The organism is Streptomyces sp. NPDC048590, from assembly GCF_043199535.1.
Taxonomy (GTDB): Bacteria; Actinomycetota; Actinomycetes; order Streptomycetales; family Streptomycetaceae; genus Streptomyces.
The window spans coordinates 262,073-285,452 of the sequence record NZ_JBICWC010000008.1; the positions used below are offsets into that span (position 1 = coordinate 262,073).

General features: G+C 70.6%; 22 protein-coding genes. 12 read left to right on the forward strand and 10 right to left on the reverse strand.

Going from position 1 to position 23,380, the window contains the following annotated elements:
- The first annotated feature begins 20 nt into the window (after positions 1–20).
- The 5 genes from ACGFNN_RS24080 (at position 21) to ACGFNN_RS24100 (ending at position 5,952) form a co-directional block, all read left to right on the forward strand.
- The gene (locus tag ACGFNN_RS24080) at positions 21–1,013 is read left to right on the forward strand and encodes a carbohydrate ABC transporter permease (protein ID WP_393558827.1); all 993 of its coding nucleotides are present in this window, start codon (positions 21–23) and stop codon (positions 1,011–1,013) included.
- Positions 1,010–1,885: a carbohydrate ABC transporter permease gene (locus tag ACGFNN_RS24085; RefSeq protein WP_362554094.1), complete on the forward strand. Its 876-nt coding sequence runs from the start codon at positions 1,010–1,012 to the stop codon at positions 1,883–1,885. The genes ACGFNN_RS24080 and ACGFNN_RS24085 overlap by 4 nt, the downstream gene beginning before the upstream one ends.
- Before the next feature lie 37 nt (positions 1,886–1,922).
- Complete coding sequence (locus tag ACGFNN_RS24090; RefSeq protein ID WP_393558829.1) at positions 1,923–2,951, forward strand: hydroxyacid dehydrogenase; 1,029 nt, start codon at positions 1,923–1,925, stop codon at positions 2,949–2,951.
- Positions 2,948–4,840, forward strand: a complete 1,893-nt coding sequence (locus tag ACGFNN_RS24095) for a DUF2264 domain-containing protein (RefSeq protein ID WP_393558830.1) — start codon at positions 2,948–2,950, stop codon at positions 4,838–4,840. The genes ACGFNN_RS24090 and ACGFNN_RS24095 overlap by 4 nt, the downstream gene beginning before the upstream one ends.
- A 443-nt stretch (positions 4,841–5,283) precedes the next feature.
- A complete protein-coding gene (locus ACGFNN_RS24100; RefSeq protein ID WP_393558832.1) occupies positions 5,284–5,952 on the forward strand; it encodes a hypothetical protein in 669 nt (222 codons plus the stop codon).
- Positions 5,953–6,089: 137 nt separating this feature from the next.
- On the opposite strand, the gene ACGFNN_RS24105 is transcribed toward ACGFNN_RS24100, so the two are convergent.
- The 7 genes from ACGFNN_RS24105 to ACGFNN_RS24135 form a co-directional block, all read right to left on the reverse strand.
- A complete protein-coding gene (locus tag ACGFNN_RS24105) occupies positions 6,090–6,731 on the reverse strand; it encodes a lactate utilization protein C (RefSeq protein WP_393558833.1) in 642 nt (213 codons plus the stop codon).
- Positions 6,728–8,269 carry a lactate utilization protein B gene (locus tag ACGFNN_RS24110; RefSeq protein ID WP_393558835.1) on the reverse strand — a complete coding sequence of 514 codons (1,542 nt, stop codon included), beginning with the start codon at positions 8,267–8,269 and terminating at the stop codon, positions 6,728–6,730. Before ACGFNN_RS24110 ends, ACGFNN_RS24105 begins: the two co-directional genes overlap by 4 nt.
- Positions 8,266–9,033 carry a (Fe-S)-binding protein gene (locus ACGFNN_RS24115; RefSeq protein ID WP_393558837.1) on the reverse strand — a complete coding sequence of 256 codons (768 nt, stop codon included), beginning with the start codon at positions 9,031–9,033 and terminating at the stop codon, positions 8,266–8,268. The genes ACGFNN_RS24110 and ACGFNN_RS24115 overlap by 4 nt, the downstream gene beginning before the upstream one ends.
- Positions 9,034–9,165: 132 nt before the next feature.
- Positions 9,166–9,885 (reverse strand): SGNH/GDSL hydrolase family protein, encoded by a 720-nt coding sequence (locus ACGFNN_RS24120; RefSeq protein ID WP_393558839.1) that lies wholly within the window; start codon positions 9,883–9,885, stop codon positions 9,166–9,168.
- Entirely contained in the window at positions 9,882–10,352 is a 471-nt protein-coding gene (locus ACGFNN_RS24125) for a cupin domain-containing protein (protein WP_393558841.1), read from the reverse strand. The genes ACGFNN_RS24120 and ACGFNN_RS24125 overlap by 4 nt, the downstream gene beginning before the upstream one ends.
- A gap of 82 nt (positions 10,353–10,434) precedes the next feature.
- Entirely contained in the window at positions 10,435–11,271 is an 837-nt protein-coding gene (locus ACGFNN_RS24130; RefSeq protein WP_393558843.1) for a helix-turn-helix domain-containing protein, read from the reverse strand.
- Between the two features lie 42 nt (positions 11,272–11,313).
- Positions 11,314–12,045 carry a FadR/GntR family transcriptional regulator gene (locus tag ACGFNN_RS24135; protein WP_393558845.1) on the reverse strand — a complete coding sequence of 244 codons (732 nt, stop codon included), beginning with the start codon at positions 12,043–12,045 and terminating at the stop codon, positions 11,314–11,316.
- A gap of 239 nt (positions 12,046–12,284) precedes the next feature.
- Here ACGFNN_RS24135 and ACGFNN_RS24140 point away from each other — a divergent pair, with 239 nt between their 5' ends.
- Together ACGFNN_RS24140 and ACGFNN_RS24145 are read left to right on the forward strand one after the other, a co-directional pair.
- On the forward strand, positions 12,285–13,214 hold the full coding sequence (locus ACGFNN_RS24140; RefSeq protein ID WP_393559106.1) for a DUF2510 domain-containing protein: 930 nt from the start codon (positions 12,285–12,287) through the stop codon (positions 13,212–13,214).
- A gap of 231 nt (positions 13,215–13,445) precedes the next feature.
- Positions 13,446–14,639, forward strand: a complete 1,194-nt coding sequence (locus ACGFNN_RS24145) for a hypothetical protein (protein WP_393558846.1) — start codon at positions 13,446–13,448, stop codon at positions 14,637–14,639.
- Between the two features lie 153 nt (positions 14,640–14,792).
- On the opposite strand, the gene ACGFNN_RS24150 is transcribed toward ACGFNN_RS24145, so the two are convergent.
- On the reverse strand, positions 14,793–15,593 hold the full coding sequence (locus tag ACGFNN_RS24150; protein ID WP_393558848.1) for a response regulator: 801 nt from the start codon (positions 15,591–15,593) through the stop codon (positions 14,793–14,795).
- Between the two features lie 119 nt (positions 15,594–15,712).
- Here ACGFNN_RS24150 and ACGFNN_RS24155 point away from each other — a divergent pair, with 119 nt between their 5' ends.
- On the forward strand, positions 15,713–17,353 hold the full coding sequence (locus ACGFNN_RS24155) for an ATP-binding protein (RefSeq protein ID WP_393558850.1): 1,641 nt from the start codon (positions 15,713–15,715) through the stop codon (positions 17,351–17,353).
- A complete protein-coding gene (locus tag ACGFNN_RS24160) occupies positions 17,350–18,537 on the forward strand; it encodes a PP2C family protein-serine/threonine phosphatase (RefSeq protein WP_393558852.1) in 1,188 nt (395 codons plus the stop codon). The genes ACGFNN_RS24155 and ACGFNN_RS24160 overlap by 4 nt, the downstream gene beginning before the upstream one ends.
- A 113-nt stretch (positions 18,538–18,650) precedes the next feature.
- Here the strand turns inward: ACGFNN_RS24160 and ACGFNN_RS24165 are convergent, their stop codons facing one another.
- The gene (locus ACGFNN_RS24165; protein WP_393558854.1) at positions 18,651–19,658 is read right to left on the reverse strand and encodes a MerR family transcriptional regulator; all 1,008 of its coding nucleotides are present in this window, start codon (positions 19,656–19,658) and stop codon (positions 18,651–18,653) included.
- 144 nt (positions 19,659–19,802) lie between these two features.
- Here ACGFNN_RS24165 and ACGFNN_RS24170 point away from each other — a divergent pair, with 144 nt between their 5' ends.
- On the forward strand, positions 19,803–20,411 hold the full coding sequence (locus ACGFNN_RS24170; protein ID WP_393558855.1) for an RNA polymerase sigma factor: 609 nt from the start codon (positions 19,803–19,805) through the stop codon (positions 20,409–20,411).
- A 154-nt stretch (positions 20,412–20,565) separates the two neighbouring features.
- Positions 20,566–21,714, forward strand: a complete 1,149-nt coding sequence (locus tag ACGFNN_RS24175) for a spore photoproduct lyase family protein (RefSeq protein ID WP_393559108.1) — start codon at positions 20,566–20,568, stop codon at positions 21,712–21,714.
- Between the two features lie 256 nt (positions 21,715–21,970).
- On the opposite strand, the gene ACGFNN_RS24180 is transcribed toward ACGFNN_RS24175, so the two are convergent.
- Positions 21,971–22,558, reverse strand: a complete 588-nt coding sequence (locus ACGFNN_RS24180; protein WP_393558857.1) for a fasciclin domain-containing protein — start codon at positions 22,556–22,558, stop codon at positions 21,971–21,973.
- A gap of 296 nt (positions 22,559–22,854) precedes the next feature.
- Between ACGFNN_RS24180 and ACGFNN_RS24185 the strand changes: the two genes are divergently transcribed.
- Positions 22,855–23,121 carry a hypothetical protein gene (locus ACGFNN_RS24185; RefSeq protein WP_393558859.1) on the forward strand — a complete coding sequence of 89 codons (267 nt, stop codon included), beginning with the start codon at positions 22,855–22,857 and terminating at the stop codon, positions 23,119–23,121.
- Positions 23,122–23,380 lie beyond the last annotated feature (259 nt).

Here is a 23,380-nt window from a genome sequence, read left to right on the forward strand (position 1 = left end):
AGAGAGGCAGGTGACACCCCATGACCAGCGCGACTCCCGTGGCCGCGGACGCCCCCGCCCGTCCGTCGCCGAAGAGCCCGGACGCCGCCACACCCGCGCCCGCGGCCCGCCGGTCCGCCCGACGCCGTCAGTTCGGCGCCTGCGGTGTCCTGATGACACCGTTCTTCGTCCTTCTGGTGACCGTCTTCCTGATCCCGGTCGCCACAGCCGTGTATCTGAGCTTCTTCAGCGACGACCAGCCCGGGCTCGGCTTCGGACCCGAGCGCACGGTCTTCGCCGGGTTCCGCAACTACGCTGCGGTGCTGGCGGATCCGACCTTCCTCGGAGGGCTCGGCGTCGTCGCGCTGTACTGCCTGATCTACATCCCGTTGATGGTGGTCGGCGCGCTCGCGCTGGCCCTGCTGCTGGACTCGGGCGTGGCCCGCCTGCGGGGTACCGCGCAGCTCGCGCTGTTCCTGCCGCACGCGGTGCCCGGCATCATCGCCGCGCTGATCTGGCTGTACCTCTACACCCCCGGCATCAGCCCGGTGATCGACCTGCTCGGCAAGGCCGACATCACGGTCGACTTCCTCGGGGTGCACATGGTGCTCCCGTCCATCGTGAACATCGCCCTGTGGAGCAACCTCGGCTACAACATGGTGGTGTTCTACGCCGCCCTGCAAGCGGTCCCGCACGAGGTGATCGAGGCCTCGGTCGTCGACGGCGCGGGTCCCGTCCGCACGGCGCTGCAGGTCAAGACCCCGCTGGTGCGCTCCTCGATCGTGATGGTCGCGATGTTCACCCTGATCTTCGCGCTCCAGCTCTTCACCGAACCGATGCTGCTCAGCCAGTCCACGCCGATGATCAACTCGCGCTTCTCCCCCAGCATGTACATCTACGACGCCGCCTTCACCCGGAACAACTACGGTCTAGCGGCCGCGTCCTCGGTCATCCTGCTGCTGTGCACGATCGCCCTCTCGTACGGCGTCACCCGCTGGACCAACCGTTCCGCCGCCGAGGAGGACGCCCGATGAGCGCGTCGACCGCATCCCGTATCGCCGCACCCCTGCGCCCCCGTCTGCTCGGGCGCTCCGTCGTCAACCTCGTGGTGTTCGTGTCGGTGCTGTACACCCTGCTCCCGGTGCTGTGGCTGGTCCTGGCCGCCGGCAAGAACCGGGACGCCCTGTTCAGCAGCAACATCCTTTCGCTGAGCGACTTCTCCTTCGTCCAGAACATGAAGGACCTGTTCGCGATGGACGGGGGGCTGTACGGCCGCTGGTACGGGAACAGCCTGCTGTACGCGGTGCTCGGCGCCGCGCTCGGCGCGCTGATCAGCATCGCCTGCGGCTACGCCTTCGACAAGTACCGCTTCGCCCACAAGGAGAAGCTGTTCGGACTGGTGCTGGCGGCGGTCATGGTCCCGCAGACGGTGCTCGCCCTGCCGCTCTATCTGATGGCCTCCGGCACGGGGCTGGTGAACACCTTCTGGGCGGTCTTCATCCCCGTACTGTTCAACCCGTTCGGCGTCTACCTCGGCCGGATCTTCAGCCAGGGCTACGTGCCGGACGAGGTGCTGGAGGCCGCGCGCATGGACGGAGCGGGCGAACTCGCGGCCTACTTCCGGGTGGCGCTCCGCATGCTGGGCCCGGGTCTGGTCACCGTCTTCCTCTTCCAGCTCACAGCGATCTGGAACAACTTCTTCCTTCCCATGGTGATGCTCTCCGACCAGGACCTCTATCCGGTGAGCCTCGGCCTCTACACCTGGAACAGCGCCGCGTCCGTGTCCCCCGAGTACTACCCCGCCGTCATCATGGGCTCCCTGCTCGCGGTGGTGCCGCTGGTCCTCGCCTTCGCCCTGCTCCAGCGATTCTGGCGTTCGGGGCTGACGGCGGGCGCCGTCAAGTAGTCCCGCCGCCGTGCCCGTACGACCGCACAGGAGAAACATGTCCAGCACTTCCCCCGCATCCCGCCGGCCGCGAGCCGCACTCGCCATGGGGGCCGACGCCGCCGCCGCGGTACTCACCCCCGACTCCCTCGCGGCGCTGGCCGAGGTGTGCGACCTCGCGCCGCTGCCGGCCATCGGCGACTTCACGACGGAGCCGGCCAGGGCGGTGCTCGCGGACACGGAGGTCCTGGTCACCGGCTGGGGCTGCCCTCCGATCGACGCGGACGTACTGGCCTCGGCCCCGGCTCTGCGCGCGGTCGTGCACACCGCGGGTTCCGTGCGCGGCCACGTCACCGACGCCTGCTGGGACAGGGGCGTCGAGGTCTCCTCCGCCGCGGCGGCCAACGCCCTGCCGGTGGCGGAGTACACGCTGGCGATGATCCTGCTCTCCGGCAAGCGGGTCCTGGAGCGGGCGGGTGCGTTCCGTGCCGGCCGGGTACGCGACGACTGGCTCGCGCAGCCCCAGGAGGTCGGCAACTACCGCCGTACGGTGGGCATCCTGTCGGCCTCGCTGATCGGACGGCGGGTGATCGAGCTCCTGCGCCCGTACGACATGCGGGTCCTGCTGCACGATCCGTACGTGTCGGACGCGGAGGCGGAGGCTCTGGGCGTGCGGCCGGTGACACTCGCCGGGCTCTTCGAGGAGAGCGACGTCGTCAGCGTCCACACACCACTGCTGCCGGCCACCACCGGGCTGGTCAGCCGTGAGCTCCTCGGTGCCATGCGGTCCGACGCCGTACTCATCAACACCTCCCGGGGCGCGGTCGTCGACCAGGACGCCCTCACCGACACCCTGCGGAAGGGCCGGATCCGGGCCGTGCTCGACGTCACCGACCCCGATCCGCTGCCGGCCGGCCACCCCTTGTGGGACTGCGAGAACGCGCTCATCACCCCGCATCTCGCGGGGTCCCAGGGCAATGAACTGCGCCGGCTGGCCGACCTCGCCGTCGGTGAGGTCGCGCGCTGGGCCGCGGGCGACGGCTTCGCCCATCCCGTACGACGTGAAAGGCTGGCATTCCTCGCATGACCTCCTCCTTCCTGGAACTCCCTCCCGAAGACCGCGGCGCGAGCCCGTACACCGGGTACACCCGGGCCCACTGGGAAGCGGCGGCGGACGGTCTGCTGGACGCCGCCTGGAAGTGGTCCACCCCCGGCCGTGCCATGCTCGACCTGCCCGGCCGCCCCTCAGGCTCCGGCGTACGCTCCGACGGCCTGGAGGGGTACGCGCGGACCTTCCTCACCGCGGCCTTCCGCGTCGCCGGCGCCGAGGGCAAGGACCCCCACAACTGGCTGGAGCGGTACGCCGACGGGCTGCGCTCCGGCACCCGTACGGCCGGGCGCGACGACGCCGAGTCATGGCCGCTGATCCGGGACCACACCGTGTTCGGCCAGCCGATGGTGGAGTCCGCCTCGGTGGCGATCGGGCTGAGGCTGACCCGCCCCTGGCTGTGGGACCGGCTGGACCCCGGAACCCAGGACCGGGCGGAGGAGTGGCTGCGGGACGCGCTGCGGCACACCCCGGCGCCCAACAACTGGTACCTCTTCCCCTTCTCCGTGGCCGGGTTCCTGGAATCGGTGGGCCGGGGCGACGCGGAGACCGCAAGGGCTCGGCAGCGCGCTCTCGACCTGCTGGAGGGCTGGTACCGCGGCGACGGCTGGTACGCCGACGGTGACGGGCGCGCGTTCGACCACTACAACGGCTGGGCGCTGCATCTGTATCCCGTGCTGGACGCCCATCTGTCGGGCGACGCGGAACTCGCCGCGCACTACGGGGCACGTCTGCGGGAACACCTGGAGAGCTTCGGCCTGATGTTCGGGGCCGACGGGGCCCCGATGCACTTCGGCCGCTCGCTCACCTACCGCTTCGCGGCGGGCGCGGCGGTCGGGATGGGCGCGGTGTCCGGGCACACCCCTCTGTCACCCGGCACGTCCCGTCGGCTGATCAGCGGTTCGCTCCGGTACTTCCTGGACCGGGGAGCGGCCGGGGACGACGGTCTGCTCAGCCTGGGCTGGCACGGGCCTCATGACGCGACGCTCCAGATGTACTCCGGCCCCTCCTCGCCCTACTGGGCGTCCAAGGCCTTCGTCGCGCTGCTGGCTCCGGCGGAGCACCCGCTGTGGACGGCGGAGGAGGAACCCGCCCCCAGCGAGGGGCCGGACAGCGTGCTGTCGCTCCCCGCTCCGGGGCTGCTGCTCCAGTCGACCCGGGCGGACGGCATCGTACGGCTGCACAACCACGGAAGCGATCATGTCCGTCCGCACGAGGGTGAGACGTCGGGCATCTCGGATCCGCTCTACGCCCGTCTCGCCTATTCGACGGCGAGCGGCCCGACCTCGGCGGGGAACACCGCGGACAACCACCTGTCGCTACGGGTCGGCGGCTCCCGCAGCGCACGCGTCCGGATCCGTCCGCTGGGCGCGGGACACGGTGAGGGCTGGGGCTGGGCCGCTTCCTGGCACGTGCCGGTCTTCCCCGCGGGCGCTCCGACCGTGCCGGGCCTCCGGGTGGAGAGCGTCACCGTGGTCCGGGGCCGGTACGAACTCCGGGTGCACCGGGTCCTGGGCGCCCCCGCGGGCGCGCGTGCCGAGCAGACCGGCTGGGCGACGGACCCGCGCGGCGAGGTGCGCTCCTGCTTGCGCGGGCTGCACGGCTGGGAGGAGCCGGAGGAGGTCCGTGCCCCGGAGGGCACCGCGTACACCCGCTGGGCGGTGCTGCCACGGCTCGGCGCCGATGTGGAGGGGACGCGACTGCTGGTGGCGTTGGCGTCGCTGACGGCGGAACCCGCCTCCGGGCCCCTTGCGGCGGCGGTGAGCGGGGTGAACGTCGACGGGGACACCGTCGAGGTCGCCTGGGCCGAGGACGGTTCGGTCACCCGCGTCTCGTTCGCGCCGTTCGAGGTCACGCACAGCCGGTGACGCCGCACGACGGCCGTTCCACCGCCGCACCCTTGGGGCCCCGGTGGTGGAGCGGCCGAGCCGGGCAAGAAGAACACCGGGCGAACAAAAGGCACTCCTGAAATTAACCTGGGGCTACGGAATTCACAATTCAAGATTGCCGCGCCATGTCTTCGCATAAACTCACGAATTCATTTCCCCAGCACACGTCCCGTCGCTTATCTGATGACCGCTTCGCCATGTGGCGCGGCGGCCGCTGATGACGTCTGGGGAGGCGTCGGGGGTGGCCTTCCGGGGGGTGTGGGGGATTCGTACGGGGGTGGCTCCGCCGATCGGCGGGACCGGTGGGGCGGCGTGTGTGCCGCCTTGAGCATTGGCGTGGCAGAGCGTCCGCGCACCGCTGCCGGACCTCATCCCAGGTTTCCGCCGCACTGAATTCCCTTGACGACGAGTGAGGAAGTCCTGTGCGACGTATAGCGTCCGTATTTCTTTCCCTGAGTGCTGTTCTGGCGACCTCCGCGCTCGCCGCGCCGCAGGCCGGCGCGGCGCCGCAGGCCGACGGAGCGGCTTCCGTTCCCAGCGGCTGGGTCGCCGTGGACGGTGCCGAGTTGCGGCACATCACCGACCAGGCGGAGGGCCGGCAGGCCTCGTCGGCAGCCGGCCGCAGCGCCGCCGCTGTCGAGCCGGAGCTCCTGGCCGTGCAGTCGGTCCGCAACGAGAAGTTCGTCGCCACCGAGGCCGGCTACGCCGCCCCGAACACGGGTGTCCTGCGCGCGCGTTCCGCCCAGGTCGGCGGTGGCTGGGAAGGCTTCACCTTCGAGTTCGACGAGGCCTCCGGGACGGTCGCGCTCAAGTCGCTCGCCAACGGCAAGTACGTGGCGGTCGAGAAGAACTACACGGGCAACGCGCAGAACGTTCTGCGCGCCCGTTCCGCCGCGGTGGGCGGCTGGGAGCGGTTCGTCCTTTACTACAACGAGGACCTGGACCACTGGGCGCTGCAGTCCACCCTGAACGGGATGTTCGTCACGATGGAGAACAGCTTCACCGGCTCGCTCCAGTACGTCCTTCGTGCCCGCTCCGCGGAGATAACGGGTTCCTGGGAGGAGTTCGTCCTGTACGACCTCGACATCTGACGCACGGTGAGGTGAGGGTGGGACGACGGGGCAGGCACCCGTCGCCCCACCCGCCTGCGTGCTTCCGGCCCGGTGCGGTCCCCGGCGGGCACCCGCCGGAGACGGCGTCCTTCCGGATCATCAAGCGTCGGCCCTGATCAGGCGTCGGTCCTGATCACCACGACGAGGTTGCGTGGCCCGTGGACGCCTTCCACCCGTTCCAGCTCGATGTCGGAGGTGGCGGAGGGGCCGCTGATGAGCGTCGTCGGCCGTCGGGGTTCGAGTCGGGCGACCGCCTCCGGGACGCCGACCACGACGGTGGAGAGGTCGACGACGCACACATGGAGGTCGGGCACCAGGGACAGCGCCCGCCGCCCCTGGTCGGGTGAACCGTCCAGGAAGATCGTGCCGGTCTCGGCGCAGCTGACGGCCGATCCGGTCACCACGCCGTCGAGCGCGCCCAGGCTCGGTGCGGGGATGTCCGCCGAGTCGCGCAGGACCTCACCGTCGTAGCCGGTCAGCCACCCCTCGTCCAGTCCGTCCGGTACACCGATCCGCCGGGCCTCCCGGTCCCGGAGCACCCCGCCGATCACCTCGGCGGTACGTTCGCCCGTACAGGCATGGACCTGCGCCTTGTAGTCGACGAGCCGGTCGGTCAGGAGGGCGAGGCGTTCGGCGTCGGGGAGCGTCCGTCCTGTCCGGTAGGCGCGGGGGATCGTCGTCTCGGGCGCCGGGGCCAGGGCGAGGGCGTCCCGGATCCTGCCGAGCACCGTGTCCCGCGCTGTGGGGGTGGTGGTCACTTGTCCTCCTCGGTGTCCGGGGCGGTGCGACGTGCGCCCTCCTCGGCGGCGGACCGCATGGTTGCCGCGCCTTCGGCCGACGCGAGCCAGGCGCGGAAGGTCTGCTTGGGCGGGACGGCGGTGTCGCGGCTGTCGCTCCACCCGTCGAACGGCGCGGGCAGCCGTGGGAGGTTCCCGTCCCGTCCCACCACCCGTCCGAAGCCCGCGGCCTTCTGCGCCGCCGTGTAGAGCCCCGGCCTGCTCATCACCCCGGCAGCCGCCCTCATCGCCAGCTTCTCCACCGTCGTTCCGCTCTGTTCGGTGCTCTGGTGGCGCAACTCGACCAGCATCGAGGGGATGTCGATCTTCACCGGGCAGGCGTCGAAGCACGCTCCGCAGAGACTCGACGCGTACGGGAGCGAGCTGTTGGGGTCGTCCTTCGCCGCGTGCATCCCCGCGAGCTGCGGGGTGAGGACGGCACCGATCGGCCCCGGATACGTCGATCCGTAGGCGTGGCCGCCCGCCCGTTCGTACACCGGGCAGACGTTGAGGCAGGCCGAGCAGCGGATGCAGTTGAGCGCCTCCCGGCCGATGGTGTCGGCGAGCGCGGCGGTGCGTCCGTTGTCGAGGAGGATCAGATGGACGTTCTGCGGTCCGTCGCCGGGAGTCACCCCCGTCCACATCGAGGTGTACGGGTTCATCCTCTCGCCCGTCGAGGAGCGCGGCAGCAACTGGAGGAAGACCTCCAGGTCCTGATAGCGCGGCAGGACCTTCTCGATTCCCATCACGGTGATCAGGGTGTCCGGCAGGGTCAGGCACATCCGGCCGTTGCCCTCCGACTCCACGACGGCGAGGGTGCCCGTCTCGGCGATGCCGAAGTTGGCCCCGGAGACCGCCACCCTGGTCGTCATGAACTTCTCGCGCAGATAGGCGCGGGCGGCGGCCGCGAGATGCGCGGGCACGTTGTCGAGGTCCGGATCGACGCCGGGAATGTGGTCGAGGAAGATCTGCCGGATCTCGTCGCGGTTGCGGTGGATCGCGGGAACCAGGATGTGCGAGGGCTTGTCGTCCGCCAACTGGACGATGAGCTCGGCCAGGTCGGTCTCGTACGGGGTGATGCCGGCCGCTTCGAGGTGCTCGTTGAGGCCGATCTCCTGGGTGGCCATGGACTTGACCTTGATGACGTCGCTGCTGCCGGTCTCCCGGATCAGCCGGGTGACGATCTCGTTGGCCTCCACCCCGTCGCGCGCCCAGTGGACGGTCCCGCCGTGCTCCGTGACCTTCCGCTCCAGCTGTTCGAGGAGTTCCGGCAGGCGGTTCATCGTGTCGGTCTTCACCGCGGAGCCGGCGTCGCGCAGCGCCTCCCAGTCCGGCAGTTCCCCCGTGACGTTGAGGCGCTTGGACCGGATGGTGCGCGTCGCCCGGCCGAGGTTGCGGCGCAGTTGGCCGTTGCGGAGCTCGTCGTGCGCCGCCGCGGGGAACTTCCGGTCGCCGCGCAGATTTCCCGTTCCGTAAGGGGAACGGGGCGGGGCGGCCGGCATGCCGAGGAACGTACTCATCGGGCGGCCTCCATCAGGGGGTAGGGCGCGGTTCGCGTGGAACCCAGGATCTGGGCGAGGTGGAGGGTGCGTGTACCGGACCGGATACGGGAGAGTCCGCCGCCGATGTGCATCAGGCAGGAGGAGTCCCCGGCAGCGCACACATCGGCCTTGGTGTCGGCGATGTGGCGCATCTTGTCCTGGAGCATCGCGGTGGAGGTGTCGGCGTTCTTGACGGCGAACGTGCCGCCGAAGCCGCAGCAGGAATCGGCCTCGGGGAGCTCCACCAGATCGATCTCCTCCACCGCGCGCAGCAGCCGCAGCGGCTTGTCGCCGACCTTGAGCATCCGCAGCGAGTGGCAGGTGGGGTGGTAGGTGACCCGGTGCGGGAAGTAGGCGCCGACCTGGGTGACGCCCAGGACGTCCACGAGGAGTTCGGAGAGTTCGTAGGTCTTCGCCTTCACCGTCGCGACTCCGGAACGCAGTGCGGCATCGCCGTACCGCTCGGCGACGATCTCGTGCTGGTGCCGGACGGATCCGGCGCACGAGCCGGACGGCATGACGACCGCGTCGATCGAGGCGTCGCCGAACTGCTCGGCGAAGTTGCGCACCAGGGGGACGGGCTCGCGCTGGTAGCCGGTATTCACGTGCATCTGCCCGCAGCACGTCTGCCCGGGTGGGAAGACGACCTCGTGTCCCAGGCGGGCGAGCAGCACCGCCGTGGATTTCACCGCCTCCGGGAAGAGCGTGTCTCCCAGACAGGTGGCGAAGAGTCCGATGCGCATGGGACCTCCTCGGTCGTTTATGGTCCGACCATACTAGCCTCGGTCCGCATCGGGAACCATGGCGGCCCGATGTTCCTGGGGAGGCGGAGGCGGGGTGGTGCGCACGCACCAGGGCACCCGAACGAGAACGAGCTACGCACCCCGGGACAGCAGCCCGCCGTCGATGACCTCGGCGACAAGGGCGGCGCCGCGGCTGTTCTGGTGGATGTGGTCGGTCGTGAGCACAAGACCTCGCCGTCGCGAGATCGAGTCGAGGCTGCGGCGCAGCACCGCCTGCTGGACGAGGACACCGATGACCGCCGCGGGCGTCGCCTCCCGGTACGGAATCGGCTGCGGCTCCGCTCGGCGCAGCTCCCCGGACTGGCGTTCGTGGAGCGGAAGGTAGGCCACCTGCTCGGTGACGGCGACCTCGGCGATCAGACGGCTGTATGCCAGCGATGCCTGCGCCGCCGCCCCGTCGAGTCGTTGGCCGAGCACCGGGAGCGACAGCAGACCGATCGTCGCGTCGGTCTCCGCCCGGAGCCGTGCGACGACGGATCCCAGGCTCTGCTGGAACCAGCCTGCCGACGGGCGTTCGGGAAGCCGCTTGCGCTTCATGGCCTGCTCGACGGGGTAGCCGGGCAGGCTCGCTCGCGCGTCGTTGGTCCCGATCAGCACGGTGATCACATCGGGTGGGTCGGCGACGACGGCATCGAGGCGCTGCAGGAGGTTGTGGGCGAAGTCGCCGTTGACGCCGAAACGGGCGAGCCGTACGTCACCGGGAGGGCGAAGCCGTGCGAGAAGATCCAGGTAATCGACGCTGAACTGGGCACGGGTGAGGCTGTCGCCGAGGCACGCGACGTGTGTCGTCACGGCGCTTCCTCCGGACCGTGCTCATCGACGTGTCCGGACGGGCCGGTGCCGGTCCGAGGCCGGTGGTCGGTGCCGAGGGTCGCGGTGATGGCCAGGAGGGACGTCGGCCCGTCCGTGTCGACCACGTGCCACACCCCGGCCGGGTTGACGGTGGCCTCGCCCGGTCCGAGCCGAACACGATCGGGCACCCCGTCCACGTCGCGGGTGACCGTCGCGGACCCGCTGAGGCAGACGACCAGTTCGTCGCCCGCGGGGTGGCGCTCCCAGTGGTCGCCGTGCCCCTCGCCGTCGAAGATCATCACCAGCCGGCCCTCGGCGCCGTCCGCCCCGACCGCGGCGCTGTAGGCCCGGAGCACCTCCGGGTCCCAGGTGAAGCCCTCGACGGCTTTCGCTCTCGATCCCGGTCCGAGATGTACGGGGGTGGTCCGCAGGTCCATGGCGTCGCGTGCGTTATTGACGAATCTCATGCCGACGATCGTCCACGCCGATGGTCGGGCAGTCTTGAAGAAATGGGAAGGGACACCGACGCGAAGGGCGGACGTATCGCGGCTACCCGGCCCCGAGAAGGACTTCACCGCGACGCCAGGCGGTCGGCGACCGGCCCGTGAACTCACGCCAGTCCCGCACGAGATGGGCTTGGTCGGCGTAACCGGAAACGGCAGCCACGTCGCCCCATGGGAGCGGGTCCTGCGCCGCCGCCAGTTCGTGCGCGTGCTCGAAGCGCAGGACCCGGGCGCAGGTCTTCGGCGACAGGCCCACCTCACCGCGAAACCGCTCGGTGAGGTGTCGGCGGCTCCAGCCGAGCTCGGCGGCGACCGCACCGACCTGGACGCGCCCCCGCGCGGCGACCAGGCGGCGCCATGCCTCGGCCACCTCGGGGCGCACCCCGTGCACACGATCGCCGTTGGCGCCACGGCCAACGGCTCGCAGGAGCAGTTCGTCCAGCGTGGTGAACCGCGCCGCCCAAGTCGTCGCCGATCGGAGCCGGTCGGCCAACTCGGCGGCGAGCGCTCCGAGAAGCTCGTCGAGAGGAACCAGCCGGTGGGCAAGCTCGGCGGCGGGCATGCCGTAGACGGCCCGGGCCCCGAGCGGTGTCAGCGCTATCTGAACACCTCGCTGGCGTCCGTCGTGGTGAATCGCGACGGACCGGCACATCAGACCGCCCGCCACGCTGCCGAACCGGGTGACGGGTGACCCGTCGTCGACGCCCGGGGCGACCGCCAGAGGATCTGACAGACTGATCACCGCGGTGAGCCCTCGGCTCGGCTGGCCGCAGTGCACTCCGGCCGGGAGCCCGCGCAGGTCGAAGCCGACGTACGAGTCGACGTACTGGCGCAGGACGGGCGCAGGTCGTGCATGGATCCCGCTGGCCGAGTGGTCCCCCATGTCGTCAGTGTACGAGTGGCATTTCCCTTGCTCGAAGAGCTCCTAGTTCTCGGCATCCTCGGCGACCAGCGTGCCGTGCAGCCCCCGGATGTGCGCCTCCACGAGGTCGGCCGCTTCCGCGCCCCGTCGCTCGCGGACCAGGCGGAGCAGCTTCGCGTGCTGCGCGTTCAGCGCGGCCGCCGTCGCCGGCCAGTCCTCGGCGTCCTCCAGCGCGCGCAGGATCAGCGGGCGGACCGACTCGCGGACGGCGGAGGTGAGTGTCGAGGTGAGCGCGTTGCCCGAGGTCCCGGCGATGAGCACGTGGAAGCGGGTGTCGAGGTCGTTGAACTCGGCCACCCCCACGTCCGGCTCCCCCATCCGCCGGACGAGTTCGCCCGCCTCGTCGAGGTCCTCGGCCCTGGCATTGCGCGCGGCGGCGTCCCAGCTGGACCGCTCCAGCACGACCCGCGCCTCGAGTACGTCGTGCAGGCTGTAGCTGCCGAGCGCGAAGTGGAGCCGCAGCAGCCGCCCCAGCGCGTCGTCGGGGTTGCGCACGATGCGCGCCCCCGAATCCGGGCCTCGGCCGGGCTGGGCCACCAGGACCCCGATGGTCTCGAGTACTCGGAGCGCCTCACGGAGCGCGGACCTGCTGACGCCCAGCACGGGCGCCAGTTCACGCTCGGGCGGAAGACGGTCCCCCGCCTTGAGCTCGCCGGCGAAGACCCGCTCCTCGATGCTCTGGAGCACCAGCTCATGCGTGCGGGACTGCCGTACGGGTTGCCACTCGACGGGCATCCGCTACTCCCTGCTCCGGGCGATACACATGAGTCCGACTATGTCACACAGCGTATGTGGTCGGACCAAAGTCGTTCTCGACGCCCGGACGGGAATCGGCCCGGCGACCACGCCGGAGTCAGGTCGATGCGGAGCCGGGCCGCGCCGGCGGGCACCAAGCCTGAGGGGTGGTGCCTCCACCACCCTGTGCGTTTCATACGATTCTCACCCAGTGCCCTTACGGTGCTCCTGTGACGCAGATGACTCCGCCCGGCTGGCATCCAGACCCCGGGCACTCAGGAACCGGCCCCGTTCAGGAACGCTGGTGGGACGGCAGTCGGTGGACCGACGAGCTCCGAATATCCCCCGCGGTGGTCCGGCGCCGTCGTATACGCATCGGCGCGGGCGTAGCCGCCGGTGTCATCGTCCTCGCGGCCGTGGGCGGCGGTGGCTACCTGCTCGGCGACCGTTCCGACAACGGCTCCGACTCCGCCGCCACGGCCCCCTCGGACGGCCCTCGCCTCCCGGGCGCTCCCGGAGACGGAGGAAACAACGGCGGCGGCCAAGGCGGGCAGGGCGAACGCGGCCAGGGCGACGGCGGGCAGGACGAAGACGGCCAGGGCGGCGGCCAGATGCCGGAGACCGAGGACGGCTACGCCACCGACGCGGCCAGCGGCATCAGCATCCCCGTCCCCGACGGCTGGACCGGCCAGTCGGGCCCGGTCGGCGCCGGGGTGACGACCGGCGAGTACGCGTGCCCCGGGGACTCCGGCGAGAAGTGCGTACGCGGGGGCGTGTTCTCCGCACCGGCGCAGGCCCTGGAGAACAAGGCGACGACGGCGAAGGCCGCCGCCAAGGGCGACATCAAGGCCAACGCCGAGGAGTCGTACGGCGAGAAGATCTACGGCGGGATCACCTCGCACGAGGTACTGAAGTCCGAAGCCGTCACCGTCGCGGGGCAGAAGGGCTTCGCGGTGCGCTGGAAGGTGGTGACGAAGAACGGCGACGACGGCTACGTCGAGTCGCTCGCCTTCCCCTCCCCCAACATCAAGAACATGCTGGTGGTGATCCGCTCCGGCTTCGACATCAACTCCGAGGCGCCGAAGCTCTCCGTCCTCGACGACATCACCGAGGGCATCAAGAAGGCCGAGGGAATGGGCTCCTCCTCCGGCTCGGGCAGGACCGCCTGAGATTCAAGGGCAACGATTGAGGCCGCACCGGACCGTCCGGTGCGGCCTCACTTTTTTTGTGGACCACCCCCCGCACGACCTGGGCTGACGGGCCGTCGCATGCCACTGCTGCCACAGGATCAGGCGCCTCGGTGCAACCGATGTACTACGAAAACAGTCTTCGATCAGCGAAAGGCCGTTCACTTCTCAGGACATCAACCGCCCGACAACGTGCAACAGAGGTTCTTCTCCATGTCACTCTCCCCCCACCGTGCCGTCCGCACCACCGTCGCCGTTCTGGGCGCCGCCGGCCTGATCGCGCTGGGTTCCACGCCCACCGCGTTCGCCGATCAGACCGCACCGGATCTCGCCCTGGGCGACATCGCCCCCGTCGACGGCGTGAAGCCCGGCAGTACGTTCGACCGGCCCGTCGTCGTGGCGAACAACGGCACGGCGAGCGCCGACAAGGTCTGGGTGCAGTACTCCGTCACCCGCGGTCTGGACTACGCGGAGGTGCCTTCGAACTGCCGGACACACCAGGTGCCTTCCTACGACGAGATGACGGCCAAGTCGAATGTGGTGTGCGCGTTCGACCAGGAGCTGGAGCCCGGCAAGGCGTACACCCCCGCCACGCCGCTCGCCTTCAAGGCGCTGGACAACGCCCTCAACGACGTACTGCGGGTGAGCGTCTGGGACATCGATCCGCCGCTGGACGACGCCGCCACCCCGCCGGTGGCCGGAACGGCCGCTGCGGTGAAGCTGGTGGAGAGCCAGGCCGGAGGCAAGGCCTCCGAGGAGGCGGTGGACGTACCGGTGACGGCGGTCAACACGGCTGACTGGCAGGTGCGGGGCGCCGATCTGGAGGGCGCCGTGGGCGATGTGGTGACCCTGAAGGTGAAGTTCACCAACGCCGGACCCGCCTGGGTACTCACCGACGAGGGCGACCCGGTCCGCAAGGTCCTGATCACACCCCCCGCCGGGACATCGGTCGTCAAGAGCGACGGCTTCTGCGACGCCGAGGACGGGACGTACGTGTGCGGCACCAACCAGCGGTGGGTCAACGAAGGCGAGGGAGGGCTCTACACCTTCCAGCTGAAGATCGACAAGCAGGTCGAGGGCGCCAAGGGCTCGGTGGAGCTGGGATCCGCGGATCGGCCCTTCGACCCCGAGAAGGGCAACGACAGGGACGACATCACCCTGGATGTGAAGAGCGCCGGTTCGACAGGCGGGACCGGTGACGGTTCGACGGGCTCAGGCACGGCCGGTTCCGGCACGGCCGGCTCAGGCTCCGACTCGGCAGGCGGCAACCAGCCGGCGGCCCGGAGCGGCGAGCTGGCCGAGACCGGCTCAACGCCTGCGGCTGCCGTCGGCACCGCTGCCGCGGCCATGGTCGCGGTCGGAGGCGCCCTCCTCGTCCGCCGCCGGGGAACCCTCGCCCGGGGCTGACGGGCCGAGCCCGCCGCGTCGGGTTACGACGGCCGCATATCGCGGCCCCCGCCCGCCCGGCCTACGGGAACCGCCCCATGACGAGACCGCCGGTGCGCTCCGCACCGGCGGTCTCGTCATGAGCATGCTCCGAGGGCGAGGAGCCACGTCGGATCACTGCTCGCGCGGCACCCGGGTGGCGGTGTCGAGGTAGAACGAGTCGATGCTCTGCACGGCCTTCTCGAACTCGTCCAGGTTGACGGGCTTGGTGACGTACGCGTTGGCGTGCCTTCCGTACGCACCGGCGATGTCCTCGGGCGCGGACGACGTGGTGAGGACGACGACGGGGATGCTCTGCAGGTTCTCGTCGGTCTTGAGGATCTGCAGCAGATCGCGGCCGTTCATACGGGGCATGTTGAGGTCCAGCACGATCAGGTCGGGACGCACGCTGCCGGGGGCACGCAGGTGCTCCAGCGCGGCGACGCCGTCGGCGACCTGGACCAGGTTGCGCGTCCCTCGCTCCGACAGGGCCTCCTCGATGAGCATGGCGTCGGCCATGTCGTCCTCGACCAGCAGTACGTCGTAAGGACGGGCGGGTGCGGTCATCATCGGGTGCTCCGTTGGCTTGTCTTGAGAGTGGTCGAAAAGTCCGGGCCAGCGCTTGCGGGCACCTTGCCGCGTGATGCCGCAGGCGTCGCCCAGCTGGGGATACCCCGCACCCGACCTCGCGGCGTCGGCGGCCGCCCTCAGCTGAAGGCGTTCCGCGGTCAGCCGCACCTGGTCGAGCACGTGCAGCAGCGCCAGACCTTCGGTGGGATCGGGCCCCTCCGCCATGCCCTCTCGTGGTGTGTCATGCAGGTCCAGTAGACGCCGGGTGAGACGGTCCGCGAGATCGGCGACCGCCGCGTCCATGAGCGCCGCCGTGTCCTGCGAGGTCGTCATCGGTGCGAAGTGCGCGAAGTTCCTGCCCGGCATACCCGGCACTCTAGGCGCCCGAGGAGGGGCTCGACAACAAGGGTTGTCTTCGTGCCTCTAAAGTATGCACACTGCACCCCGATGTGGGGGAGTCGTGAAGACGGCCGAAGGGATACGAGATGACTGGCGAAGCGGGGGTATCACGCCCGCGCGGTCTCTCCACGTGGACGACCCGGCAGTGGCTGCGGTCGGGGGTGGCGGCGTCCCTCGTGCTTCTCACACTCCTCGGGCTGACCGGTGCGTGGATTCTCGGACGGACCGCCACGATCAGTGAGGATCTGGTGGACGTGAAGTCCCCGGCCCTGACGACCTCGATCCGCCTGGAATCGGCCCTGCTCGACCAGGAGACCGGAATCCGCGGCTACGGGCTCACCGGGAACGAGGAGTTCCTGGTCCCCTACCGGCAGGGCCTGCAGGACCAGAAGACGTACACCGCTCAGCTCGCACAGCTGGTCGATGGCGAGGCCGCCGGATCCGCCGCCGTCGAGAAGAACGTACGGATCTGGCAGGAGCGGATAGCCGAGCCGGTCGCCGCCTCCCCACCGGGAACGGCCTCCCCCCTGGCCGCCGCCCGTGCCACCGAGGGCAAGGCCGCGTTCGACGACGTCCGCAGCGCGTTGGCCGCCCAGCAGGACCAGCTCCGAGCGGATCGCGTCAAGGCCCGCGCGGACCTGCTGGCCACCTACGACCTGCGGAACTGGGTCTTCTCGGCGATCGCACTGGTCATCCTGGCGATGGCCGGGCTGGTCTTCGAGGGCATGCGCCGGGGCGTCACCAGCCCCTTGGAGAAGCTCGGGGCCGACGCCCGCAGGGTGGCGGACGGAGACTTCTCCCACACCATCGTCCCGAGCGGGCCCGCCGACGTGCAACGGCTCGGCGCCGAGATCGACTCGATGCGGCAACGGCTCCTGCGCGAACTCGCCTTCACCGAGCAGGCCCGTTCGCAGCTCGACGCGCAGGCCGCCGATCTCAAGCGGTCGAACGCCGAGCTCGAGCAGTTCGCCTACGTGGCCTCCCACGACCTCCAGGAGCCGCTGCGAAAGGTCTCCAGCTTCACCCAGCTCCTCCAGCGTCGCTACGGAGGGGCGCTCGACGCCCGCGCGGACCAGTACATCGACTTCGCCGTCGACGGTGCGAACCGCATGCAGACGCTCATCAACGATCTGCTCGACTTCTCCCGGGTGGGGCGGGTGCACCACACCCATCAGGATCTCGACCTCGGCGAGGTCATGAAGAACACCCTGTCGGCTCTCAGCATGAGCGTCGAGGAGTCAGGGGCCGTGATCACCCACGACCCGCTGCCGACCCTGGTCGCGGACCCCACTCAGATGGGGATGCTCTGGCAGAACCTCATCGGCAACGCCGTGAAGTTCCGACGATCCGACGAAGCCCCGGCGGTCCACGTCTCCGCCGAGCGTGACGGCGCGCTGTGGCGCTTCGCAGTCACGGACAACGGCATCGGCATCGCGCCGGAGTACGCCGAGAAGGTCTTCGTGATCTTCCAGCGTCTCCACACCAAGGACGCCTACAGCGGAAGCGGTATCGGCCTGGCGATGTGCAAGAAGATCGTCGAGTTCCACGGCGGCACGATCGAGATCGACTCCACCTACACCGCGGGCGCCCGCATCGCCTTCACTCTCGCCGCCGCTCCTCCCGAGGGCGCCGCCCAGCCGGAGGACACCGCCCTGCCGGAGACCGACGCTCCCGAGCAGGACGCCGAGCGCGGCGCCGACCAGCAAGGGCTGGAGCGGACATCGTGACAGAGCGACAGCAGGACGACCCCCTGTACCGGATCGTGCTGATCGAGGACGACGCGGCCGACGCGCTCCTGGTCGAGGAACTGCTGCACGACACGGGTCTGCGCTTCGAGCTGACCCCGGCCAGGACCCTGGCCGAGGCCCGTGTCGTACTCGCGGTCCGCCAGGCCGACTGCATCCTCCTGGACCTGCACCTGCCCGACCTCACCGGGACCGCGGGGGTCACGACGATCCGCCGGCTCGCCCCGCACACCGCGGTCATCGTCCTGACCGGCATGTCCGAGACGCAGGCCGGTGCCGATGCCATGGCCGCCGGCGCCCAGGACTACCTGGTCAAGGGGAACGTCGACGCCGACCTGCTCGGTCGCACGGTGCGTTACGCGGTCTACCGCGGCCAGACCGAGCGCGCGAGCGCCGAGGCACAGGCCACCAGGCTGCGCGCCGAGGAGAACGCCCGGCTGGAGCGAGGGCTTCTCCCCCGGCCGATGCTGGCGACGAGCACCGTCACCGTCACCACCCGCTACCTGCCCGGACGGGACCAGGCCCTGCTCGGCGGGGACTTCCTCGACGTCGTCGAAGGGGACGACGGGCTGCTCCACGCGGTGGTGGGCGATGTCAGCGGGCACGGCCCCGACGCCGCGGCCCTCGGGGTCTTCCTGCGAATAGCCTGGCGTTCGCTGGTCCTCGGCGGTCACCGTGGCACGGAGCTGCTGCACCTGCTCGAACGCATCCTCATCGCGGAACGCGGTACACGGTCCATGTTCGCCACGTGCGCCCTCCTCTCCCTGGACCGGGTGGCGGGCACCGTCGTCGTACATCTGGCCGGGCACGACGTGCCCCTGCTCACCACCGCGGCGGGGACGGAGACGACGAACGCCGCCCACGGCATCGCCCTCGGGATCGCCCCGGAGCTGCGCTTCTGGCCGGAGACCGTGATCAGGCTCCCGCCCGCCGGGGCACTGACCCTCTTCACCGACGGCCTCACCGAGGGCCACAGCGGAACCGGGGACGGCGAACGGCTGGGTGTGGAGGGGCTGCTCGCGCTCATCGAGAAGCTGCCGGTCGCCGACCCCGGCGCGCACATCGACCTCCTGATCAAGGAGACCCGTGCCCTGAACGCCGGGCGTCACACCGACGACCTCGCCGTGCTGCGCCTGGACTGGCACACGCTCGAACCGGCCGGGTGAAGGGCCTCGACGACGGTGGGTACTCGGATGTGGAGCTGATCCCGTCGGCCCGCTCCGTCCGATGGTCCGCAGGGCCTCGTACGCGCTGACCACCTGCGGCGCGACACCTTGGGTCAGTGCGTCTCGATGCCCGGCAGGTTCCCCACCCTCTGCAGAGCGGTCAGCGCTTCGTCGAGCCCCGCGGGCCGCAGCAGACCCGGCGTGGCCGGTCCCGACCATCCCGGGCCGAGGGTCAGCACCACGGGGCGTCGGCGAGCCCCGCGCACGCCCCACTCCATGGAGGCCACGTGTCTGGCCAGGGGCCTGCTCGCGGTCGTACGCGACTGGGCCCAGAGGCCGACCGCCGCGGGGCCGGTTCTGCGCACGGCCTCGACGAGCGGCTCCACCGGCATGGCCGCACCGAAGTTCCGGAAGGGCACACCGCGCTCCGCCAGGGCGGCCGCGAGGATCTCCAGAGGCAGAGTGTGGTCCTCGCCCGGGACGCACGCGAGCAGGGCGGTGGGACCCGTCGGTCCTGCCGGTGCCGGCGGGGCGGCCCTCCTGAGGGCGCCGATGACGTGCCAGGACAGAAGGTGCTCGACCTCGACGTAGCGCTCCCCCGAGGTGTCCCACTTGCGCCCTACCGACTGCAGAGCGGGCATGATCACCTCGGTCCAGGCGGAGACCAGTCCGTGGTCGGCGATCACGGCGTCCAGCACCTCGTCGATCGCGCCGGGGTCGAGCCGAAGGGCGGCGCGGGCCAGCCCACGGCACTCCTGGCGTACGTGCCCGAGCCGCAGGCCGGTCGGTGCCCGGCTCCGGGCACCCGGGGCGGGCGACGGGGAGCGAGGGGCCGAGGGCTCTCCCGGTACGGGGTCCGCGGCCGGGCTCCGTCCCTCCCGCGCCACCTCCGCCGCCTGCGCGGGCGGCACACCTGTGGCCGTCAGCGCACACATCCGCTCCAGGCGTGCCAGGTCGGACGCGGTCCACCGCCGGTGTTCGCCTCCCCTGTGCCGGTCCGGGCCGAGGCCGTACCGCCGGTCCCAGGAACGCACCGTGGTCGGGGCGACGCCGAGCCGCCTGGCGACCTCGCCCGTCGTCAGGCCTCCCTCGTGCCGCCCGGCACCTTCCGGAGAACCCACACCTTCACCGTACGACGCACAAACGAGGCATGTTGCCCTGCGTCGTTCGTGCGTCCAAGACTGGGGAGGCGCGGGAGCGCTGCCTCTCGAGGTGGATCCACGCCACCCGCCGTCCGATGATCTCTCCGCCAGGAGAACGAGACGATGCACACGACCGAGATTCCCGCCGGGCGCACCGCCCCCGCCGACGAAGGCGCTTCGGCCGAGGACGAGCTGGCGCGGTCCTTCGCCGCATCCGACGAGCGCGCCTTCGCAGCCGTGTACGGACGCTGGCGCCCACTCGTCCACGCCATGGCGGCAAGGGCGCTCGGCGACGCACAGGAGGCGGAGGACGTGACACAGCAGGTCTTTCTGGCGGCCTGGCTGGGCCGTAGGCACTTCCGCCCGGAGAAGGGGGCGCTCGGCGCCTGGATCGTGGGCATCACCCGCCGCAAGACCGTCGACGCCCTCGCGGCCAGGTCGAGGCGGGCACGGCTCGTCGAAGCGGCGGGCCGAACGCTCGCCGTGGCGCCCGGCCCCAGGACGGCCGGCGTTCCTGACGGCGCCCTCGACCAGGTGTTCCTCTCCGGCGAGCTGGTACGTCTCCCGGGCCCGCAGCGTCAGGTGCTGCGCCTGGCCTTCTACGAGGACCTCACACACGTGCAGATCGCGGAGCGCACCGGAATCCCCCTCGGTACGGTCAAGAGCCATGCGCGGCGCGGGCTGCACCGGCTGCGCGACCGGATCGACGGCGGCGGCGTGGCCGGGCGGTGAACCCGTGCGGGGGCGTGGTGCGAGGCGCCGGCCCGACCACATCCCGCGCCCGTCTCGTACGGTTGATGGTGACGTGAATGATTCCCGGACCCACCCCTCCCGTTCCGATCGGCCGTCGGGCAGCGCCGATGCCGTCCAGGACGGCCTTTTCGGCGTGGCGGATCTCCACCACGGCGTTGGAGGTCAGGAGCCCGCGGGAGATCCGCCCGGCCCGCCCGGCCCTCGCTTCCGCGATTCCCATGAGGCACGCCGGCTGCTGTCGGTGCGCGAGATCCACGCGGAGCGGGATGCCGCGGCCTCGCCGCGCGGGCGACAGATCCTCGCCCGTTTCCCCGACGCCGAGGTGATTCCGGTCGACTCGCACTGGCGCATCCCGGAACTGCACGGAAACCGCGGCAGCGTCGAACGGTGGGTGCGGATCAAGAGCACCGTCCTGGTGCTCGGCGAGAAGAAGTCGCTCACCGTCAGGGCGAACGGCCGGTCGGCGAACTGGATCGCTCCCGGGGCCGCCAACGGCTGTGCCATGGCCTGCGCCTACTGCTACGTGCCCCGGCGCAAGGGCTTCGCCAACCCCGTCACCGTGTTCACCAACATCGACGGCGTCCTCACCCGGCTGGCACGGCACATCGCCGCGCAGGGCCCCAAGAAGCAGCCCGACCAATGCGATCCGGATGCCTGGGTGTACGACATCGGGGAGAACAGCGACTGCTCCGTCGATGCCTTGATCAGCGACAACACCGCAGATCTGGTGCGTGCGTTCACCATGTGGCCCTCGGCCAAGGCGTCCTTCGCCACCAAGTTCGTCAACCCGGACCTCCTCCTGCTGGAGCCGCGTGGCCGCACCCGGGTCCGGTTCTCTCTGATGCCGCCGGACGACTCACGGCTGCTCGACATCCGCACGAGCCCCGTCGAGAAGCGCATCGCCGCTGCGGCGGACTTCGTGGAGGCGGGATACGAGGTGCACTTCAACCTCTCCCCCGTCGTCGTCCGCCCCGGCTGGGAGGAGGCGTGGGGACAACTGCTCCGGCAGATGGACGACGTCCTGCCGGACACCGTCAAGGCGCAGGCGGCCGCCGAGGTCATCATGCTGACGCACCATCAGGACCTGCACGAGGTCAACCTCCTGTGGCATCCGCGCGCCGAGGAGACCATCTGGCGCCCGGAGCTCCAGGAGCCCAAGCTCTCACAGAACGGCAGTTGGAACGTGCGCTACCGGAGCGGCGTCAAGGCGGCGTCGGTGGAGACCGTTCGCCGCCTCGTGGCCACGCACGCTCCCTGGCTGCCGATCAGGTACGCGTTCTGAAGCGGCCGATCAGATACGCGGCCTGAGAGGGCTCGCACCCGGCCGAGAGCCGTCCCGCGATACCCGGTGGGTCGGTGCGTGGCGCCGGATGCGGTGCATCGAGTGGCGCAGGCGAGTCCGCGTACGCGACGTACGTGGGCGCTCCGACACGTGGCGAGGATGGGGCTCCCCTGCTCGGCCGAAGCCGGGAGCAGGGGAATCAGCCGCCTCGCGCACCCACCTGGAATAACGGGACACCCTTCGGGCGCGCGGCAGCTCAGGACGCGGGCATCAGTACCGTGTCGACGAGCTGAACGGTGGCGTTCTCCGTCTCGAGGTCACCGCAGACGATCTTCGCCGAGTCGTTCACCGTGAAGTTCTGGCCCGACCCGGAGGTCGTGATCTCGCCGCCCTGGAGGGTCTTGAAGGTGCCGTCCGGCAGTTGGTCAACGGTCACCTTCTCGCCCACCACGTGGTAGTTGAGGAGGCTCTTCAGCTGTGCCTCGTCGTTGAGGATCTTGTCCAGGTCGGCCTTCGGGATCTTCTCGAAGGCGTCGTTCGTGGGCGCGAAGACGGTGATGTTCTCCGCGTTGTTCAGCGTGTCGGCGAGACCGGCCTTCTGTACCGCAGTGACCAGCGTGGAGAGTTCCGGATTGTTGGACGCCGCGGTGGCGACCGGATCGTCCGCCATCCCGGAGGCACTGCCCTCGCCGCTGGTCGGCAACGAGGAGCATGCGGGTCCGAAGGGCTCCGCGGCGGAGCCGGCCTGTGCGGCAGGTGCGGTTGCGGTGAGCCCGATCGGTACGAGCAGCGCACCGGCTCCGGCGACAGCGAGAGCCTTGAGACGGCTGTTGATGACGGTCATGACCTTCACCTCTGCTGTGAGTGGCGGCGGGCTCCTTGCACGGCCCGCCACACCCTTACTTCGCTCCCCGCCCCGCTCCTGGATGCACCTCGTACGAGGCGGACCGGCTCGCGGGCTCCACGACGAGGCATCCGGCCCGCGACGGCGTGGCCGACCGCGCGCCCGATCGACGCACAACCGCTGCGACAGGTGCGCGGGGCTCCTCCGGAGCATCGTGGAGACGCGGGTGCGGAACAGCGGCCCGCCCACCCCACCGGAGCACCCGGACTCCGGTCGCCACGAGTTGGGAGAGCATGATGATCGTCAAGAAGCTGCACGAGAGCGGCCTGCACAGTGAGCACGCCTACGCCGCCGCCTTCGCGTCCGTCGGCCTGTCCTTCGTCTCGTGGCTGGGCTCGGTGAAGCTGGAGCAGCAGGGGTACGCACGCGCCGACCGGTGGGGCATCTTCATCGGGGAGTGGGCCCCGACCTTCTTCGGCCTCGGTCTGGCACTGAGCCGCTACGAGGAACAGGACGTGCCCGAGGTGCCGGAGGCGCCCGAGGTGCCGGGGACGCCCGCCTGAGGTTCCGCGCAACGCTCTGCCCGCCCCGGGCGAGTCCGGCGGCCTCACGGCCCGTGTCGACCGGCGCGTGAACCGGAACACACCGCGCCGGCTCCCCTCAGCTACCCGGCCCGGTTTCCGGGATGACCTGGAACCGGCCCGGAACCCCAGAGAGCGGTCGGCTCCGGGCGGGTCGGGGCCGTACCGGCAGACCCCACCTGCCGGCGCCTCACGGGGCCTTGTGCCGAGGAGCGCGCCCGGGGACGATGTCGGTCAGGGG

Excerpts from the sequence above, each read along its gene's own strand:
- ACGFNN_RS24185 (WP_393558859.1), top strand. The coding sequence starts at position 22,855 with ATGATCGTCAAGAAGCTGCACGAGAGCGGCCTGCACAGTGAGCACGCC.
- ACGFNN_RS24140 (WP_393559106.1), top strand. The coding sequence starts at position 12,285 with ATGACTCCGCCCGGCTGGCATCCAGACCCCGGGCACTCAGGAACCGGC.
- ACGFNN_RS24145 (WP_393558846.1), top strand. The coding sequence starts at position 13,446 with ATGTCACTCTCCCCCCACCGTGCCGTCCGCACCACCGTCGCCGTTCTG.
- ACGFNN_RS24135 (WP_393558845.1), bottom strand. The coding sequence starts at position 12,045 with ATGCCCGTCGAGTGGCAACCCGTACGGCAGTCCCGCACGCATGAGCTG.
- ACGFNN_RS24130 (WP_393558843.1), bottom strand. The coding sequence starts at position 11,271 with ATGGGGGACCACTCGGCCAGCGGGATCCATGCACGACCTGCGCCCGTC.
- ACGFNN_RS24110 (WP_393558835.1), bottom strand. The coding sequence starts at position 8,269 with ATGAGTACGTTCCTCGGCATGCCGGCCGCCCCGCCCCGTTCCCCTTAC.
- ACGFNN_RS24080 (WP_393558827.1), top strand. The coding sequence starts at position 21 with ATGACCAGCGCGACTCCCGTGGCCGCGGACGCCCCCGCCCGTCCGTCG.
- ACGFNN_RS24150 (WP_393558848.1), bottom strand. The coding sequence starts at position 15,593 with ATGCCGGGCAGGAACTTCGCGCACTTCGCACCGATGACGACCTCGCAG.
- ACGFNN_RS24090 (WP_393558829.1), top strand. The coding sequence starts at position 1,923 with ATGTCCAGCACTTCCCCCGCATCCCGCCGGCCGCGAGCCGCACTCGCC.
- ACGFNN_RS24125 (WP_393558841.1), bottom strand. The coding sequence starts at position 10,352 with ATGAGATTCGTCAATAACGCACGCGACGCCATGGACCTGCGGACCACC.
- ACGFNN_RS24085 (WP_362554094.1), top strand. The coding sequence starts at position 1,010 with ATGAGCGCGTCGACCGCATCCCGTATCGCCGCACCCCTGCGCCCCCGT.
- ACGFNN_RS24115 (WP_393558837.1), bottom strand. The coding sequence starts at position 9,033 with ATGCGCATCGGACTCTTCGCCACCTGTCTGGGAGACACGCTCTTCCCG.
- ACGFNN_RS24095 (WP_393558830.1), top strand. The coding sequence starts at position 2,948 with ATGACCTCCTCCTTCCTGGAACTCCCTCCCGAAGACCGCGGCGCGAGC.
- ACGFNN_RS24170 (WP_393558855.1), top strand. The coding sequence starts at position 19,803 with ATGCACACGACCGAGATTCCCGCCGGGCGCACCGCCCCCGCCGACGAA.
- ACGFNN_RS24155 (WP_393558850.1), top strand. The coding sequence starts at position 15,713 with ATGACTGGCGAAGCGGGGGTATCACGCCCGCGCGGTCTCTCCACGTGG.
- ACGFNN_RS24180 (WP_393558857.1), bottom strand. The coding sequence starts at position 22,558 with ATGACCGTCATCAACAGCCGTCTCAAGGCTCTCGCTGTCGCCGGAGCC.